Raw genomic sequence first — 18,439 nt, 5'->3', positions numbered from 1 at the left:
CTAAATAGTCATTGATAATCAGGTGGCTATATTTAGTGTGATACATACCTAAGGGAATTGAACCACAAGACTATCAAATAAATGACTGAGTGGTCATAGCATAACCATTTTAATGATACTGTGCCAGTAAATTTTCAAAGTTTTTTGCCGTCAGTGCACCGACTTCCTCGCTACTACATCCATACATGTCTGCGATACAGTTTGCCACGTAGGGAACATATGCAGGCTCGTTTGGTCTACCGCGTTTGGGGACTGGCGCCAAGTATGGACTGTCAGTTTCAATAAGTATTCTGTCTCTCGGCATTTTTTGAGCTGCATCCTTGATGTCTTGCGCGCTCTTAAAGCTCACGATACCTGAGAATGAGATATAAAACCCTAGATCTAGCGCACGCTTCGCCGTCTCCCAATCTTCAGTAAAACAATGAATGATGCCATGCTCCGCACCTTCACTTTTTAGAATATCAATCGTGTCTTCTTTGGCATCACGCATATGGATGACGAGTGGCTTTTTTAGTTGCTGACTGGCATGAATATGACGCGCAAGGCTGGCTTGCTGCGCTTTTTTGTTTTCTGTTGACCAGTAATAATCGAGTCCTGTCTCTCCAATTGCCCACACATGATCCGCTTTGGCCGTTTCTATCAGACGCTCGACTGTCGCTGATTGTAATATACCAATGTCTTCACAAGGATGAATACCGACGCTCATCCCTAGGTTTAAAGTCTCATCATTATAAGTGCTGACAATATCAGCAATCTCATCATATTCAGCAAAATCACACATGATCGCCATCGCGCGAGTGACATTAGCCGTTTTCATGGCGTCAATCGCGCCAGCCAGTTGGCCATCATATTTGGTTAGATCTAAGCGGTTAAGGTGGCAATGTGTATCTGTAAACATAAATAATCTCGTTATTGGAACAATATCAGTAAAAGTTATTGGAATTTAACATTCGTTAGTGTGTTGATTGCTCTAAAGACTTATATTTTCAAGTCGAGAAAATATCGCTATAGTCAAACACAGCAATATTTAGGTGTGGCTATTGTTGATAATCTGGTTTGTAAATACCTCATACTAATGTAGCGGCACCACACGCATCACCTCTTCTATCGTCGTCACCCCTTCACTCACGCGTTTTGCACCAGAGACACGTAAGGGTTGCACCCCTTCGCGGTATGCCTGTTGCTTAAGTACGTCTAAATTGGCATCGGCAGCGACCAATTTTTTTAACTCATTAGAGAGCGGCATAATCTCATAGAGTCCGACTCGTCCTTGATAGCCAGTATGTCGACAGTGCTCGCAGCCTTGCGCGGTATAAATCTGTGTGGGTACTGGCGCGCGCCAAGGCTGAACAAGCTCTTGCCACTGAATGGCTATTTCGCTGTCCGGCGTCACCTCTACTGCTTTTTTGCAGTGCGGACATAGCGTCCGTAACAGGCGCTGTGCCATGACCCCTAATATAGTCGCTGAGGTCAAAAAAGGCTGAATACCCAGATCGTGCAAGCGCGTAATAGAACTTGGTGCGTCATTGGTATGCAAGGTCGAGAGCACCAAATGCCCCGTCAGTGAGGCTTGTACTGCCATATTTGCTGTTTCTGCATCCCGTATCTCCCCAACCATAATGATGTCAGGATCCTGACGCATCAGGGAGCGAATACCATCCGCAAAGTACAAATCGACACCTGGATTGACCTGCATTTGGTTAAAGGCAGGCTCGATCATCTCAATGGGGTCTTCAATCGTACAAACATTCACCTGCTCAGTGGCTAGCTGCTTGAGCGTGCTATAAAGGGTGGTGGTTTTACCTGATCCGGTTGGGCCCGTGACCAAAATAATGCCGTTGGGATTTGCGGTCAGCTCATGCCACGTCTCAAGCTGCTTACCCGACAGACCAAGCTGCGCGAACGAGCGTACGAGCACTTCAGGGTCAAAGACTCGCATGACCAGCTTTTCACCAAAGGCAGTGGGCATGGTAGAGAGACGTAGCTCAGTCTCTAGCCCTTTCGGCGTACGCGTTTTTAGTCGACCATCTTGCGGCTTACGTTTTTCTGCAACGTTCAGACGCCCTAAGATTTTGATACGTGCCGTCACTGCCACGATAATCGCGAGTGGCATCTCGTACACAGTATGCAGCACGCCATCAATACGAAAACGCACTTTTCCTGTCTCACGGCGCGGCTCCAAATGGATATCACTGGCACGCTGCTCAAAAGCATATTGTAAGAGCCAATCAACGACTCTGACGATATGCTGGTCATTGGCATCAGGGTTGGTGTTGTCACCCAATTGCAGCAATGCTTCGACATTAGTAACATCAGCCGCAGCACGTTTGTGAACACTATTTGCCCCTGCTATTGCTTGCGTGACTTGATAGAACTCTTGGCGGTAGCGATTGATTTGCTCAGGATTGATATAGACCGTGCGATAGCTTTTTGACTTGATTAGCTTTTCGATATTTGAGTGCCAATCGGTATAAAAAGGTTGATCTGTCCCGATGACCACTTCATCTAAAGTGACCTCAATGGGCAAAATATACTGTGAGCGTGCATATTCAAAAGACATCAGCTGCGTCACTGCCGGGACGTCAACTTTTAATGGATCAATACGAACGAGTGGCATGTCTGCTTTGGCCGCTAGCCACTGATTTAGCCATGCCAGCGTCAACTTATTATCAGAGTTACCATCTAGGGCATGGCCATTGGGCAAGCCAAACTCACTAATCGTCAGCAATGGATGCTGCGCTTTGTTTCGGCGGCTGGTGATTACCAAATTATAGCCACGTTGATCGATGACTTTATCTGCCAATAATTCATCTAGGCACCAGCGTAAATCAATCACTATCGAATAATTCTGAGCAGCCATATTTTTCTTCTTTTATTGTTTGGGGTACGTTGACAAACATGCTATCGATTCATATCACTTATATTGCCACTACCGCTGTTATTTGCAACTGTCCTGAGTCTATCAGCCAAAAGCTCACATCAACAGACTTATAGCGCATGATAAATGAGGTTTTTTTCTCTCTGCGGCGGTATGCAGGCCTTGGATCTTGCGCAATTAGCGCTTTGATAGCATCGATATCAGAGATTAGCAATTGACTTTGTATGTGCTCGACCATCGAAGCAACTGTAGCACTTTTCGGCACACTCTTTATAGAGCTATGGCTTGCATCATTATTACTGACTTCAGCAGGCTCTGCTACGCTTGCTAGCAGCATAAATTGTTCGTAAGCCGCCTCTGTTATGACCACATCTAGCAATGTTGGCGCAATCGGTGCAAATCCACTTTTTGCATCTAGAAGCACGTCGCTATAAGCTACGTACGGCTTTATATCGATAATTGGCGTGCCATCTATCATATCAGCACCCTTGATGATAAGTAGTACGCGACCTTGTACTATCTCAATACGCTCAAGTTTGACAACGGACAGTCCCAGTTCTGATGGACGATACATACTGCGACTGGCAAATACGCCTATCTTTTGGTTGCCACCCAGTCTTGGTGGCCGCACTTGCGCTCGAAAGCCATTATTGGCTTGTTGATTGTCTTTATCTCGATAATTATGATGAAACTGCCAACTGATCCATATATGGCTAAAGTCTTCTAAACCCTCAAACGCGGCTGGCGTATCGTAGGGCGCTAGCATTTCAATGGCACTGATCAGCGCGACCAAATTCGGCTGACGCGGCGCCCCAAATTTTTGTGAAAGCGGCGCACGATGGTAGCCAATGATTGGGGCGTGGTGAGAGTTATCTAAAGACATATTGTCATCAGACATAGCGCGGCTCCAGTAATAAAAAACGGTTCTTTTTAGACAATTTGGCCAAATGATACAAAATTACTCACTAACGATATTCCATTTTATCATGCTGGTGGGTAGCAGCTAGACGGATTTTTACTTTAAAGTTTGATATCATGTGCAAGAAATTTTTTGATGAGAGTCTTTTACATTTGGCTTATCTGTAACTCCTCTTATCAATACTGATGATTTAACATGCAAGAAAAATAGTCTACAGCCCTATCGGCTGATAGATAAACCTGATTATTGAATTTTACGGTAGGTACGTTTTAACATTCAGCTTTTTCGATAACTATTAGAATACTGATAGGTTTTTATATTTTTTAATCTATCATTGAAAATTTTGATTTAATACGTATTTAAGCCTAACGACAGCGATAACCACTTATTAATTAACGAGGACTTTATGTCAAAACTTCGCACCGAAACGGTCACAGAGGTTCATCATTGGAATGACTCTCTATTTAGCATTAAAACCACTCGTGACGATGGCCTACGCTTTCGTAATGGCGAATTTGCGATGATTGGTCTTGTTGTCGATGGTAGACCACTGCTACGTGCTTACTCGATTGCTAGTCCTAACTACGAAGAGCATTTAGAGTTTTTCTCCATCAAAGTTCAAGACGGCCCTTTAACCTCACGTTTGCAGCACATCAAAGTCGGCGATGAGCTATTGGTCAGCAAAAAACCAACAGGTACGTTGGTATTAGATGATTTATTACCTGGCAAACATTTATACATGCTCTCAACAGGTACCGGACTTGCCCCTTTCTTGGCATTGGCACGTGACCCTGAAGTATATGATCGTTTTGACAAAGTTATTTTGGTTCATGGTGTCCGCCACGTTGATGATTTGGCTTATCGCGATATGTTCGAAAATGAGCTACCGAATGATGAAATCTTTGGTGAATGGTTCCGCGAAAAGTTCATCTACTACCCGACTGTCACTCGTGAAGAGTTTAGAAACCAAGGCCGAGTCACAGACTTGATGAAGTCTGGCAAATTATTCGAAGACATCGGTTTGCCTCCAATGAATAAAGACGACGACCGCGTCATGTTATGTGGCAGCATGCCATTCAACGCCGAAGTGTCAGCCATTCTAGATGATTTTGGTCTGACTGTATCACCGCGCATGGGTGTGCAAGCAGATTACGCAGTTGAACGTGCCTTTGTAGGATAAAAATGTTGAATTGATCGAAAATTATTTTAAATAAGTCTTGACGACCAAAAATAGGCTGCTATAATACGCAGCCTATACAGAGTTAACCCTGTAGCCCAATTCGATAATATTTATTTAATAGACATTATCTTCTAACATGCCAGTGTGATGGAATTGGTAGACATGACGGATTCAAAATCCGTTGCCTTTAAAAGCGTGTCGGTTCGAGTCCGACCACTGGTACCATATAGCAGTACAATCTAACCTCCCTTTTCGGAGGTTTTTTTGTGTCTGTTACTTTTATATCTGTGAATTCTTTGTTTACATCGCTACTTCAGATTCTCTAACAACACTTATCTTAATCGGTACGGCATAGCTCCATGGCATGCCAGCACTGCAATAAAAAGACCCATTACGAAACGACACAATATACGCGGTAAAGTCATTACCACAATGATCCATCATAGCTTGCTCGTCGCTGTCATCGCAAACTGCACACCATACTCGTTTTTCGCCGCGTGCTAGCATTGCCCGTGTTAAATCACTCCCTTTCAATTCGTTATTCATTTTCTGCTCCTTGGTCGTTCTGAACTCTCTAGCAACGATATTTTTTTAAAGAGCTAATCTACCAGTACTCAATGCACAAGTTTGGTATGAGCGCTACAAACAACGTCTTTTTACAGTACTAAAAATATATGAGGCGTTAACTACTCTTGTTACCGTACCTATTACTGTGAATACTTATAGTTTAAAACTTTAATCTGCCAACTATAATAGATGTCCATCAAATTTATGATGAATGGCAGCTCTATTAAGATAGACGGTTTATTAAAATAAAATAACTTACCAAACCTCTTAATAAAAGATGCTGATAGAAAACAACTGTTCGCTAACATTAGCATAAGGTTTATAAAGTTGTCTTGTTTGCTGTACATAACATTACAATATATTTAATTACCAATATATATCAATAGTTAAATATTATTGCGGTTTAGTCAAAAATTTACGGAAAAGCTACTTTGGTCTCTAACAATTGATAATAGAAAAAGCCATTAATTCAGGTAAAATATTGAATATGACAGACTCTATTCAATTGAACTCCCGTAAAATTATTCATATCGATATGGATGCTTTTTATGCCAGTGTGGAGCAGCGTGACTTTCCTGAACTACGTGGTAAGCCATTGGTGGTTGGTGGCGATCCTAATGGTCGAGGTGTGGTTGCCGCTGCCAGTTATGAGGTGCGTCAATTCGGTGTACGCTCTGCAATGTCATGCTATGAAGCTCGCAAACTTTGCCCAGAAGTGATATTTGTAAGACCGCGTTTCGAGGTTTATCGAGCGGTCAGTAGTGATATTCGCCGCATTATGCATAGTTTAACGCCCCATGTGGAGCCGCTATCATTAGATGAAGCGTATCTTGATGTCACAGGGTTATCTGTACACAAAGGCTCAGCGACATTGATGGCCAATTGGTTACGTGCGCAGATATTGGAATATACAGGATTGACTGCGTCTGCTGGCGTGTCATTTAATAAAATGCTCGCCAAGATTGCCTCTGACATCAATAAGCCTAACGGTACAGCCATCATCACGCCAAAAGAGGCAGATCACTTTATTAGCACGCTACCCATTGAGCGGTTTCATGGCATAGGCAAAGCAACGGCAAAGCGCTTACATGCGATGGGTGTAAGTAATGGCGCTGATCTTCGGCGTACACCAGCTGCCGTATTGGTACAAGAATTTGGTAAACGTGGTCAGTTTTATCATGATATTGCTCATGGCCGCGATGCGCGCCCTGTAAAGTCTGAACGCACGCACAAGTCTGTTGGTTCAGAGACCACATTCAAAAATAATCTAAATGATGATGACGCGCTACTCACCCAAATATATGAGCAAAACGCCGATGCCTTTAATCAAATGCACCAAAAGCAGTTAGTCGCTCATACCATTACTCTAAAAATCAAATATTCAGACTTTACTCAAATCACTCGCTCACACACGCTTTCTACGACGTTTGATAGCGCTGAGTCTGCACATTATTGGCTAGACAAGCTATTCTTGGATATTCCACGCCAGCTGCCTATTCGGCTAGTTGGTGTGACTTTTTCTTCGTTAGCACCTGCCGCTCAGTTACTGCCTCAACTAAATCTATTCGAGTAAATTAGTCTACAACTGATAAAAACTTCTTTGTAAGTTGACATAGCCTATAATATTTACTTAGGCTATTTATAGGTTTGAAGCATATCTTATACATGATTACTGCTGAGCAAAGTATCCTCTCACAAAGGTATTTCTGCTACAATTGTGCCAAAATCCCTATCCATTTAAAGACTGATTATGACCGACTCTCACATTGACTCTACTGATACTGACGCGCCAACTGATACCGACAAAAAAAACGACGTCTTAGATTATCTGAGCGTTGAAGATTATGACTATGAGCTGCCAGACAGTCTGATTGCACGCTACCCATTAGCGCAGCGCTCTGCTTCAAAACTTCTATACTTGCCAGCTCGTACTCAAATAAATGACACTCGTGTAGAAGATCGTTTGTTTTCTGAGTTGCCTCACTTATTAGAGGCTGGAGATCTGATTGTCTTTAATGATACCAAGGTGATGAAAGCACGCTTATTTGGTCAAAAGGATACTGGCGGTAAGCTTGAAGTACTGATTGAACGCCTAGTCGATATCTCGGACTTGGATGAAGTGCCACTGCATCTAAAAGACACCAATGATGAAGCAGTTAATCAAGAGCATATTGCCCTTTGCCATGTAAAAGCCAGCAAAGCGCTCAAGCTTGGTCAACGCTTACAACTTGCCGATGGTCATATGAGCGCTACGATGATTGGTCGCCAAGACAACTTATTCATTTTGGCGTTTGATGCGCCGATATTGCCGCATCTAGAGCTTTATGGTGAACTGCCTATCCCGCCCTACTTTGAGCGCCATGCTGATGACACTGACAACACTCGTTATCAAACCGTTTTTCATGATCCTGCCAAGCTCGCCAGCGTGGCTGCACCAACGGCAAGCTTACACTTCGATGAATCCGTACTGAGCAAGCTTGACGAGAAAGGTATCAATACCGCTTTTGTCACATTGCACGTTGGGGCGGGTACTTTTGCTCCCGTCAAAACAGATAACCTACTCAATCACACCATGCATAGTGAATACGCGCATTTGCCGCAGACCACGGCAAACCTCATCAATCAAACGCACGCGAATGGTAAAAAGGTTATTGCGATTGGTACCACAGTGACGCGTGTTCTCGAAACGGCTTATCAAAAAACTGCCATTGACGGTCAGGCACTCTCTAGTTGGTCAGGCGATACAGATATATTTATTTACCCTGGGTTCAAATTCGGCGTTATCGATCGGTTATTGACCAATTTCCACTTACCTAAATCGACACTACTAATGCTAGTATCAGCATTCGCAGGTAAGGCATCTATTGAACACGCCTATCAACATGCTATCGAAAAACAGTATCGATTCTTTAGTTATGGCGATGCCATGCTACTAGATAAAAAAGCTCAGTGAACACTACAAAGACACTTTGTGCATTGGACACAACAGTTGTGAAATAAACTGGTAAACTAAACGGTATTTTGTTATAACAGCAAAGACAACTTATTTATACTAAAGGGCTGCTCATGTCTTGTCATCTATCTCGTCGCTTGACTACTGTACATCGCGCGGTATCGATGGCACTATTTTGTTCTGTAGGGTCCGCCGTGTTAGTGCCGAGCGTACAAGCAGCAACCATTGGTAAGACGGTGGTCACTTCGGCCCAGCATGAGCCTTTAGTAGCGAGCATCGTCGTCAGTAACATTCAATCAGCTGACTTTTCTGCCAGTTTGGCAAACTCGACCATTTACCAGCAAATGGGGTTGACCTCGACTGACTCTATGAGGGTACGCTTTCAGCCTACTTCGGCGACCAGCGGTCAAGTTTTTATTACCACATCACAGCCTGTGTCTAAGCCTTTTGCTGATGTCGTTTTAGCGATTAATGATAATGGTCGGCAAAATATGGTACCAAAAACGCTACTGATGCCATTAAAAGATAGTGTACCTATCAATACTGGTAAGAATATCGCCACAGGTGCCAAGAAGCCAAATTTGCCTAGCGTTTCTGTAAGTAATGCCATGCCTTTGACGGTCAGAAAAGGCGCGCCGCCGCCACTGATGTCGGCCCCTGCTATATCCTCGCCCAAGTTATCAAAACCAAGCAAATCAGCGACTGAATTGTTGGCTTCTACATCACCAGCACCTAATATTCAGGCGCCAACAGTGACGGCTATCTCACAGGTCAACAGTCTTACCTATACACCTAGCCGTCTCAATAATGGTCGCTTAAACAGCAATGCTGACATAAAAAATAATACCGGTCATTCAACTGCTATTGGTAACAGCCAAAGCTCGGTGAACACTTCGGATAACAGTGGATTAAGTGTAGCAAGTAGTAGTAGCGGTACCATGACACCTGATGATAAAGGCGGTACTGAGGCGCGCACTCATAACAACGTAGTTGCGGCAGATAAGCCAAGTACTGACAAGCAGCTTGATATCCTAAACATACAAGTGACGCGCCAAATACAACCAAGCAGTAAAGCAGACTCTGACCTCATGGCAAGCTCACCTGTCAAAGCAACAACCCCTAAAGCGAGAGATGACTCAAAAAGTGCAATCGACTCAGACAATCGTGTTATCGCCGCAGCTCAAGGCAGTAATATACCTGCTAATATAGCATCACCTGTACCATCCAAAACTATGAATAATCCAAGTACAGCTAGCAATAAAGTAACGAGGAATGCAACAACTCAGTATCAGGTGCAACGCAATGATAGTTTGTGGATGATCGCGCAGCAGATCGCACGTGAAAACAACCTAGACACGTCGACTGTAATGAAACAAATTCAGTCACAGAACCCTGATGCTTTTATTAATCAAGATGCTGACCAACTAAAAGCAGATGCTAAGCTTCGCTTACCTAGCTACGATGTTATACCGTCACAGCAAAGCTTAGAAGCAGCCATTAGTGCTCAAAGACAATATAGCCGCCGAGCGAATACACCTGTGCCAAAAAAGCCAGCGCAAAAGACGTCTAAAAAACCAGCTGATGTCTCTCAAGCCGCAAGTGTCTCTACAAAACCAACCACTAAGACCCAGACACTACCGCAAGCACAGTTTTCTGTCCTTGCCCCTGGTCATGATGGTAATGCAGATGGCACTCAGGCGAAATCAGCGGCAGATAAAGGCAATGGTCTAAGCACCGATATATTAGCAGCGCTAAAAGCATCAAGACAAGAGACTGCCTCACAAGCTCAGCGCTTGTCAAAAACCAGCAGCGCGCTGGACAACTATACGAAAAAGCTTCAATTACAAAATCAAAAACTGGCTGAGCTACAAGCTCGTCTCAAAAAACTACGCAATCAATAATTGCCTAACGGATCAACGCACGATGCTGTGATCTTAGGAGTAGGAATAACTATGGACAATATGCTATATATCATCGCTGGATTGGTGCTTATCCTGTTAGTCGCTGTTTTTTTATTGCGCAAAAATAAAGCACAAAACCAAAGTGTACAACCACCTGCAAGCTCAGTAAAAAATACCGCTGCACCAGCATCAAAAACGGATTATGGCACTGCTGCCCAAACCAATCAAAATGATAGCAATAAGTTCGATCATATTACGATTGCCCAGCGTTTCATGGATCAACAGCGCTACGACAAAGCCATTGAAACGATCAATCGTGGACTAAACGAAAAGCCTAATGACAGTCAGTTATCTATTAAGCTATTGAGCATATACGCTACGCTAGATCAGCCAGAAAACTTTCATGATGTCTATAACCGCATTAAAATGCATAACGATGCCAAAACCATTACGCTTGCTGATGAATTAAAAGATTTATACATTGGAGAGCAAAGCCCAGTAGCCGCACCAGAAGTGGTAACAGACGAGGCAACAACAGAAAACAATCAAGATGGTTTTGATAGTCTAGATTTCGATTTATCTACTACTAATCAAGCCGATGATACCGCTAACATATCTGATCGTCCTGTTATTGAAGATAATAACGATTTAGTAATAGACAAACCTATCGATAGCCCAGTGTTTTCAGGTGAGCCTACTGAAAACGTAGACGATAGCTTTGATCTGACGCTCAGTGACTTAGAAGATGATTTCAATGAGTCAAATGCTACTGATGAGACTCCTGTTACATCATTGGCCACGGATGATGATAGCCTTTATATTTCTACAAGCGACCATACTAATACCATCGAAAATAACGAGGCCAAGAATGATGAGGTCATAGAAGACAACGACCTTAGTGACTTTGAGTTCGATTTTGAATCACCTGCAGAAAACACTTTAATTGAAAATTCTGACGTATCAGATGTTCAAGACAGTGAAAGCGAAGCATTAGTATTAGAAGACGACTTCATCTTAGATTTTGATGATTTAGCAGCCGATGCAGATAAAGATGCTTCTGTTAATAAAAATGAAGAAGAAGCTTCTAGCAATGCTGTCCAAAACATTGAAGATGACTTTACTTTATCTTTAGACGATCTGGACGAATCAGACGATATTGATGCCGTTAACACTTTCGCGATTAATGAGCCATCTACTACTGACGTAAGTAACGATATTGATGGCTTTGTTTTGGAAGATATTGACTTTGAAAACGCTGATAATGACAGTAGTACTCTCGAAGATGATAGCGTTGCAAACTTAAGTTTTGAAGAACAACTGATCAACGATGACACCGACATTGATGCTTTTGAAGCATCAGATACTACGCCAGTTACGTCGTTAAGATTTGATGATGACACGCCTATAGCTGATGACTTCGATATCATAGAAACTGACTCTTTATTAGATTCTTCCGTAGCGACTCCCCCAGCCTCTACCGTTGCACCAGCAGAACCTGAAACAGATATCAGTCATGAAGCGGTTGAATCAGCAGAAGATTTTTCATCGCGCTTTGCCGCAGATTTTGACTTTGTAAAATCATTAGATAGCAATCAAGTGACGCTAGATTTAGCCAATCAGTATTTACAATTAGGCGAATATGACAGTGCCAAACGTTTGCTTAATGAAGTGATCGCTCAGGGTAATAGTGAGCAGAAACAACAAGCACAACTATTACTTGAGCGCACAGCATAATCAGTCGTTTAGATGCCTATCAGCAAGTATCTCTTATTATCGGAGGCTTGCTGATTTTTTGCATTTAATTCTGATACTATCTATTACTGACCTCTCAACCTGTCACTAATAAACGCTCTGGCGCTTCTTTTTTCATAATTGTTTACTGTGTTGATACTATGCCATCTTCTTTTATGACCAAAACTATGTCTGACCCCATTCAATTAATCTATGCTGGTGGTACCTTTGGTAGCTATGGCAAACCTCTAGCGCCGCTATCGGCAGATATCTTTTTACCTACGCTACAAAAACTATTGGCTGAGCAAGGCAATACGACTGGTTCACCAGAAATTTCATGGCTAGACAACACGCTGATCAAAGACAGTAGCCAGCTTACGCCAGTTGATTTTGTACATTTTTATCAGCTATTACTGAATGCTTATAATCAAGGTAATAAACGCTTTGTCCTGATTAGTGGCACTGACACGTTGAGTTATTTAGGTGCATTTTTAGCAGAAGCGTTTGCCGGTAGCGATATTTGTATTGTGGTCACTGGAAGTATGCGGCCGTTATTAGATAGTGAAGTGATTCACTCCTACGATATCGATGCTCATAGCGACGCTTGGGGCAACCTTAACGACTCATTGAAGCTAGCTGCGGCTGGTGAATCAGGTGTCAAGATCAGCTTTGGCGGTGAATCGTGGCCTGCACAAACGGTGCAAAAAATTCACAGTCATGACCTTATGGCATTTACTGGTCACTCTCGAGCAGCGTATCCAGCCAACAGTTATATAAAAAATCTCTCAGATACCCGTAGGCAGCATTGGCTTGATGATCAGCAAGACTTACTACCCAATATCAAAGCAAGTGCTGATCAGGCCAAAATCCATGCTTTATACTGCTTACCTAATGATGTTCAGGTGCTCAATGATCAACTACAAGCGTTATTATCACAGCCGTCTTGTGGCATTATCCTATTAGGATTTGGCGCGGGGAATATTCCCTATTCGACTGCACTAGCAAAGACGCTTGATTTGGTTCACGAGCATGGACACATGGTGATATCTGCCAGTCAATGTCCGTTTGGCGGTGTGAGCGACAGCTACGCGGCAGGCAGTTGGCAATATGACTACCACGTTATTGCTGGTGGACGCTTAACCATCCCTGCTATTTATGCACGGTTGTTATGGTTGCTACTGCGCTATGACAGTCCAGCAAGGCGCCGACAGCGCTGGTTGAATAATGTCAGTCAGCCTGGCACAAGCATCAAAAAGCGATAAATGCTCCTTAATTAATTCCGACTTTATAAGCTTAGAAACCAAAATGTCTAAGATTGAAACTATCGAACCTGAACGTTCACCAACCTATACTTTGGCGATTGCGATTGAGTTTTTGGGTACGCACTATCATGGTTGGCAGCGGCAACGAGAAGTGCTGGGTGTACAAGAAGCACTAGAAACCGCTATCGGCAAGGTCGCCAATGAATCCGTCGAAGTCATCGCCGCTGGACGTACTGATGCCAGTGTCCATGCCAGCAATATGATTGCTCATTTTACCACGCATGCGTATCGCCCTACTCATAACTGGTTACGCGGTGTCAATAGCCTACTGCCTGACGATATTGCTTTGCGCTGGATTCAACCGATGCCAGCTGACTTCCATGCGCGTTTTGGTGCGATTGCTCGTCGTTATCGTTATATCACCCTTAATCAAGCGCAGCGCCCTGCGATACTCAATCATCAGGTTACCCATATCTATGAGCCTTTAGACCTAGCAGCGATGCAAAAGGCAGCTGCCGATATCGTTGGTACTCACAATTTTAGCAGCTACCGTGCGGCAGCCTGTCAATCCAATCAGCCAGTACGTACCGTCAGTCATGCCGACCTTTTCGCTCATGGTCAGTTTATAGTGTTCGATATACAGGCAGATGGATTTTTGCATCACATGGTTCGTAACTTGATGGGTACGCTATACGCGATTGGCAGACATGAGTTAGAGCCAGCAGACTTTTTAAACATTTTGAGCAAAGAGGATCGAACAATTGCGCCGCCTACGGCCTCAGGGGATGGCTTGTATTTCATCAATGCCTATTATCCTGAGCATTTCCAGCGACTATTGCCGCAGGCACCCCTCACACCGATTTGGTTAAACTTACCTGACTAAATTAGCATACATATCACTTACATGCTGTCAAGTCAAAACCAGGTTCTGTATTGCTTTAATCCGCTAACTTACGTATAATATGGGCTTATTTTTAATTGATTGATACAAATTATGGCAAAAGACGATATTATCGAATTTGAAGGCGAAGTCATTGATACCCTTCCTAACACTTTGTTCAAGGTTCGTTTAGAAAACGGACACGAAATCATTGCACACATCTCAGGTAAGATGCGTAAGCACTATATTCGTATCTTGACAGGTGATAAAGTTAAGGTTGAAATGACCCCTTATGACCTATCTAAAGGTCGTATTACTTACCGTGGTAAAAACTAAATACTCGCCAACTCATATGGTTATAAAAGTATTTATAAAAATACAGCCAATAACCAAATAGCTACTTTATCGCTGATAGCTGATATAGACGCTTGAGTGGTTTGACTGATAATAATAATGAAAACGCTAACCTGCTCATTATTGCCTATCACTGTTTTAGCTATTTCGTGTTTGCTGTTTGTTTTACCATAAAAAATACCGCTAAATTTCAGCGGTATTTTTTTGTCTGCGTTTTATGAAATAATTAAACGATGAGTTATTTGAACTCGACAGTGGCATCGTTCTTGATAACACCTAATAGGCTCAGTGCATCCCAGTTAGTGAGGCGAACACAACCTGCTGATGCCTGACGACTGATACGTTCAGGATCGGGTGATCCATGAATGCCATACGATGGTTTGCTAAGGCCAATCCATACCACACCAACGGGATTGTTAGGGCCTGGCGGGATAATAGATTTTTTGCCATTATCGCTAGTATAGGTGTAATTTGGCTCGTGAATTTTGACTTTGACTTTATGCGTACCCGTTGGTGAAGGTGTTGCTGTGCTACCTACTGTGGTTGGATAGCTGGCAACCAGATTGTCACTGTCATCGTATGCATATAGGGTTTGCGTGTCTTTATCAGCGACCACTCGGCTCACTGGTGTTGTATTAGGGTTACCTGGGTTATAGACAATGATGGTTTCGCCACTTTTAAAGCTGGCATTGGGGTTAAGCGATTTGAGATAATCACGACTGATATGAAATTTTTCGCCCAAGGCTTCAAGGACGCTTTCATAATACATACCATCTAGCTTGGCCTTGGCTTCAGCACTAGCAGGAATTTGGGTAGTTTTGACATTCACATCAGCATCTGTCAGCTGATAACTGACCAATACAGGCTGTGAAGTAAGCGTAGAATTCTTAGTTAATGCTTGCCACGTCTCTTCATTGACCGCTTCAGTTACTGGTAATCCTTGAGCCTTTTGAAAAGCTTGCATGGCTTTACGCGTGTTTTTGCCCCAATAGCCATCCACTGCACCCACACCACTATGATTCCAGTTCAGTAGCGCTTGTAATTTGGTAGCAACATTACGATCAATTTTGGTATCAGCTTTCCATGTTGCTTCATTTACCTTTTTAGCAGTTTCTGATAGATTTTCTGTACTGTATTCAATTTTGGTTAGTAATTCATTTAGCGAATTTGCGGCTTTGCTATTACCCTCTATTTGCTGACTAACACCGTTGGTTACTGGACTAATATCGTTACTATCAGTCATCGTGCTGTCCATCGTATCAGCATCGATACTGTTGCTATTAGTTTGGTTACTAGTAGATTGGTTGCTACTAGTACTCATCTTTGCTTCGGTTCCTGCATGGTTATTATTATCTGTTGTAGTACCTGTCATACCACTATTAGGCGACTTGCTGTCATTAGCCGTTTGTGCGCTATTATTAGCATTGCTACTACAACCTATTAATAATGCGGACGTTGTACCCATCGCTATAACAAGGCTGCTAACCTTAAGTAATTGAGACATAAAAAAACTCCCTAAATAGTTACCATATATCAAAAAATATCGAAAAATTTATTATAAAAATATATTGCCATAGTCTTGCCACTATTCCCTAACAGCTTTATGTTAATAACCGACTCTTCCTACTGTGCATTTGTTAAGAGAGTGAACAAACACACTGATCCGTTTACAATAAGGCATGACTCAATATCATATAACAGAAAAAACCCATAAATTGCTCAGCAACTTATGGGTATAAAATGAACGAGATTAAACTGTAAAAACTACCTTAAAATGGTCTACATTAGATTAGCTGACTTATACCAGTTTAGCCAATACCGCTTGCCCCATCTCTTGACAGCCCACTTGCTTGAGTCCAGCTTCACTGCTGTCTAAAATATCAAGCGTACGCAGACCATCATCAAGCACATCACTGACTGCTTGCTCGATCGCTTGTGCGGCTTCCTCTTGCTTAAAGGTATAACGCAGCATCATAGCGACAGACAAAATAGTGGCCAATGGATTGGCTTTATCTTGCCCAGCGATATCAGGCGCAGAACCATGACATGGCTCATACATACCTTTGCCATCCTCATCCAAGCTCGCTGATGGCAGCATACCAATAGAACCGGTCAACATTGCCGCTTCATCAGATAAGATATCACCAAACATATTGCCTGTTACCATGACATCAAACTGCTTAGGATCTTTGATCAACTGCATACAAGCATTGTCAGCATACATATGGGATAACGCCACATCGCTATACTCTGCTTGCTGCATCTGAATCATTGTTTGTTTCCACAGCTCAGTCACTTCTAAGACGTTGGCTTTGTCTACTGAACATACCTTGGCAGCTGTACCTGCGGCTTGGGCACGGGTTTTTGCTAACTCAAAAGCAACTTTACCGATACGCTGAATCTCACTGGTGCTATACACCATCGTGTTATAGCCTTGCTGCTCACCATTTTCTAGTGTGCGAATACCACGTGGCTCGCCAAAATAAATGCCACCCGTCAGTTCGCGAACAATCAGCAAATCTAAACCAGATATAATTTCAGGCTTGATACTTGACGCATTGGCTAGCTGCGGATAAAGCTTTGCCACACGTAAATTGGCAAACAAACCCAGCTCACCACGGATTTTAAGCAGACCGCGCTCAGGGCGCTTACTACGTTCAATCGTATCCCATTTAGGGCCGCCGACAGCGCCTAATAATACAGCATCTGCTGCACGTGCACGCGCTAATGTTTCATCAGGTAAAGGCTCACCTGTGGCATCAATAGCCACACCACCAATCAATCCAGACTCTAATGTCAAATCAAGTGAAAACTTCTCATTGACGGCTTTGAGCACGTCGATGGCTTGAGTCATGATTTCAGGGCCAATACCATCGCCCGCTAATGTTAAAATCGTTGCCATACTAATCCTTTTGGATATATTTTTATCAATTAATTTTTATTACGCTGTGGTCGTTTTAGGTTTAGATGCTGACGTCACTGCTTTGACCATGCCTGTCTCTACAAACTCACCTTGGTGCTCAGACTCTAACTGTTTACAGAATCGGCGCTGCACCTTATTACCTTGTAATAGATCAATACATAAAGGCTCAGGCGACGCTGTATCCAACAAACTGCCAGATTTTTCACTACTTTTCTTTTGATAAGCACGTAACTTGTAAGTACCTGCGTCCGCAAAATCATGAATCATCGCAAAACGCTCAACGTATCCCATGTTATTCTCTGGATAAAAATTGACATGGACTTCACGTTTTGCAGGCATCACCCGTGCATAATAGTTGGTCAACCCTGGCATACCAGATGCGGCTAATGGCAATATCTTTATAGAGTTTTTACTCATGAGCGGTGTCATCTCTATGCTCATTTGGGGCGTTGCAGTACCTTTATAACTTGGTAAAGCCTCTACAATCTGAGGATTAACTGGCTCATGATTATCAGGAGAAATAACCAGTGTCTTATCTATTTGCACGATTTCACAGTGGTAAGTACCCACGCACGCGATATTTACTTCGCCAGCAACGGGTTGGATCTTACCTACCCACGCTTTCGCACTTTCTGCCTCATCTATTTTTTGATAGCCCGTCAATAGCTGGCAGCCTGACAAAAATAAGCTTGCAGCAACAATCGTACTTGTCGATAGAGCATAACGTTTTTTATTCATAATGGCGGCTACTGTTTATCAGAAAGATAATTTATAAGGAAGATAATAAAATGTGTCAAAAACTACCCTTCATTTTAGCCAGTTCACCGCCATAACTCAACGATGCGTTGCGACTGGCCAGCAGTTTTGTGAGCAAGGCATCATAAAATCCTT

At 42.9% G+C, this 18,439-nt stretch carries 15 protein-coding genes and 1 tRNA gene; 9 read left to right on the top strand and 7 right to left on the bottom strand.

Annotation, left to right across the window (positions count from 1 at the left end; all coding sequences use genetic code 11):
- Nucleotides 1-109 precede the first annotated feature (109 nt).
- The 3 genes from BLR43_RS10615 to tsaA form a co-directional block, all read right to left on the bottom strand.
- A complete protein-coding gene (locus tag BLR43_RS10615; protein ID WP_071001301.1) occupies nucleotides 110-898 on the bottom strand; it encodes a TatD family hydrolase in 789 nt (262 codons plus the stop codon).
- A gap of 174 nt (nucleotides 899-1,072) precedes the next feature.
- Complete coding sequence (tfpB, locus tag BLR43_RS10610) at nucleotides 1,073-2,860, bottom strand: type IV pilus assembly ATPase TfpB (protein WP_071001300.1); 1,788 nt, start codon at nucleotides 2,858-2,860, stop codon at nucleotides 1,073-1,075.
- 58 nt (nucleotides 2,861-2,918) lie between these two features.
- Entirely contained in the window at nucleotides 2,919-3,776 is an 858-nt protein-coding gene (gene tsaA, locus BLR43_RS10605; RefSeq protein WP_071001299.1) for a tRNA (N6-threonylcarbamoyladenosine(37)-N6)-methyltransferase TrmO, read from the bottom strand.
- Between the two features lie 427 nt (nucleotides 3,777-4,203).
- Between tsaA and BLR43_RS10600 the strand changes: the two genes are divergently transcribed.
- Nucleotides 4,204-4,977, top strand: a complete 774-nt coding sequence (locus BLR43_RS10600) for a ferredoxin--NADP reductase (RefSeq protein WP_071001298.1) — start codon at nucleotides 4,204-4,206, stop codon at nucleotides 4,975-4,977.
- Nucleotides 4,978-5,115: 138 nt separating this feature from the next.
- Nucleotides 5,116-5,202: transfer RNA gene (locus BLR43_RS10595), tRNA-Leu, on the top strand.
- A gap of 75 nt (nucleotides 5,203-5,277) precedes the next feature.
- Here the strand turns inward: BLR43_RS10595 and BLR43_RS10590 are convergent.
- A complete protein-coding gene (locus BLR43_RS10590) occupies nucleotides 5,278-5,523 on the bottom strand; it encodes a hypothetical protein (RefSeq protein ID WP_071001297.1) in 246 nt (81 codons plus the stop codon).
- A gap of 508 nt (nucleotides 5,524-6,031) precedes the next feature.
- Here BLR43_RS10590 and dinB point away from each other — a divergent pair.
- The 7 genes from dinB to infA all read left to right on the top strand — a co-directional run bounded on the left by dinB (nucleotide 6,032) and on the right by infA (nucleotide 14,607).
- Complete coding sequence (gene dinB, locus BLR43_RS10585) at nucleotides 6,032-7,117, top strand: DNA polymerase IV (RefSeq protein WP_071001296.1); 1,086 nt, start codon at nucleotides 6,032-6,034, stop codon at nucleotides 7,115-7,117.
- Between the two features lie 177 nt (nucleotides 7,118-7,294).
- On the top strand, nucleotides 7,295-8,497 hold the full coding sequence (queA, locus tag BLR43_RS10580) for a tRNA preQ1(34) S-adenosylmethionine ribosyltransferase-isomerase QueA (RefSeq protein ID WP_071001295.1): 1,203 nt from the start codon (nucleotides 7,295-7,297) through the stop codon (nucleotides 8,495-8,497).
- A 113-nt stretch (nucleotides 8,498-8,610) separates the two neighbouring features.
- Nucleotides 8,611-10,398: a type IV pilus assembly protein FimV gene (locus tag BLR43_RS10575; RefSeq protein WP_071001294.1), complete on the top strand. Its 1,788-nt coding sequence runs from the start codon at nucleotides 8,611-8,613 to the stop codon at nucleotides 10,396-10,398.
- Between the two features lie 51 nt (nucleotides 10,399-10,449).
- On the top strand, nucleotides 10,450-12,132 hold the full coding sequence (locus BLR43_RS10570) for a FimV/HubP family polar landmark protein (protein WP_071001293.1): 1,683 nt from the start codon (nucleotides 10,450-10,452) through the stop codon (nucleotides 12,130-12,132).
- A gap of 173 nt (nucleotides 12,133-12,305) precedes the next feature.
- Complete coding sequence (locus BLR43_RS10565; protein WP_071001292.1) at nucleotides 12,306-13,391, top strand: asparaginase; 1,086 nt, start codon at nucleotides 12,306-12,308, stop codon at nucleotides 13,389-13,391.
- 43 nt (nucleotides 13,392-13,434) lie between these two features.
- The gene (truA, locus tag BLR43_RS10560) at nucleotides 13,435-14,274 is read left to right on the top strand and encodes a tRNA pseudouridine(38-40) synthase TruA (protein WP_071003569.1); all 840 of its coding nucleotides are present in this window, start codon (nucleotides 13,435-13,437) and stop codon (nucleotides 14,272-14,274) included.
- Between the two features lie 111 nt (nucleotides 14,275-14,385).
- Nucleotides 14,386-14,607 carry a translation initiation factor IF-1 gene (infA, locus tag BLR43_RS10555; protein ID WP_021814850.1) on the top strand — a complete coding sequence of 74 codons (222 nt, stop codon included), beginning with the start codon at nucleotides 14,386-14,388 and terminating at the stop codon, nucleotides 14,605-14,607.
- Nucleotides 14,608-14,863: 256 nt separating this feature from the next.
- Here infA and BLR43_RS10550 read toward each other — a convergent pair whose 3' ends face one another.
- The 3 genes from BLR43_RS10550 to BLR43_RS10540 all read right to left on the bottom strand — a co-directional run bounded on the left by BLR43_RS10550 (nucleotide 14,864) and on the right by BLR43_RS10540 (nucleotide 18,286).
- Nucleotides 14,864-16,129 (bottom strand): L,D-transpeptidase family protein, encoded by a 1,266-nt coding sequence (locus tag BLR43_RS10550; protein ID WP_071001291.1) that lies wholly within the window; start codon nucleotides 16,127-16,129, stop codon nucleotides 14,864-14,866.
- 294 nt (nucleotides 16,130-16,423) lie between these two features.
- Nucleotides 16,424-17,527, bottom strand: coding sequence for a 3-isopropylmalate dehydrogenase (gene leuB, locus BLR43_RS10545; protein WP_071001290.1), 1,104 nt, complete (start codon nucleotides 17,525-17,527; stop codon nucleotides 16,424-16,426).
- A 39-nt stretch (nucleotides 17,528-17,566) separates the two neighbouring features.
- Nucleotides 17,567-18,286 carry a hypothetical protein gene (locus BLR43_RS10540; protein ID WP_071001289.1) on the bottom strand — a complete coding sequence of 240 codons (720 nt, stop codon included), beginning with the start codon at nucleotides 18,284-18,286 and terminating at the stop codon, nucleotides 17,567-17,569.
- Nucleotides 18,287-18,439 lie beyond the last annotated feature (153 nt).

The organism is Psychrobacter pacificensis, from assembly GCF_900101915.1.
Classification (GTDB): domain Bacteria; phylum Pseudomonadota; class Gammaproteobacteria; order Pseudomonadales; family Moraxellaceae; genus Psychrobacter; species Psychrobacter pacificensis.
Note: the sequence above shows the minus strand (reverse complement) of the source record. Positions and strands in the feature narration are given on the sequence as shown.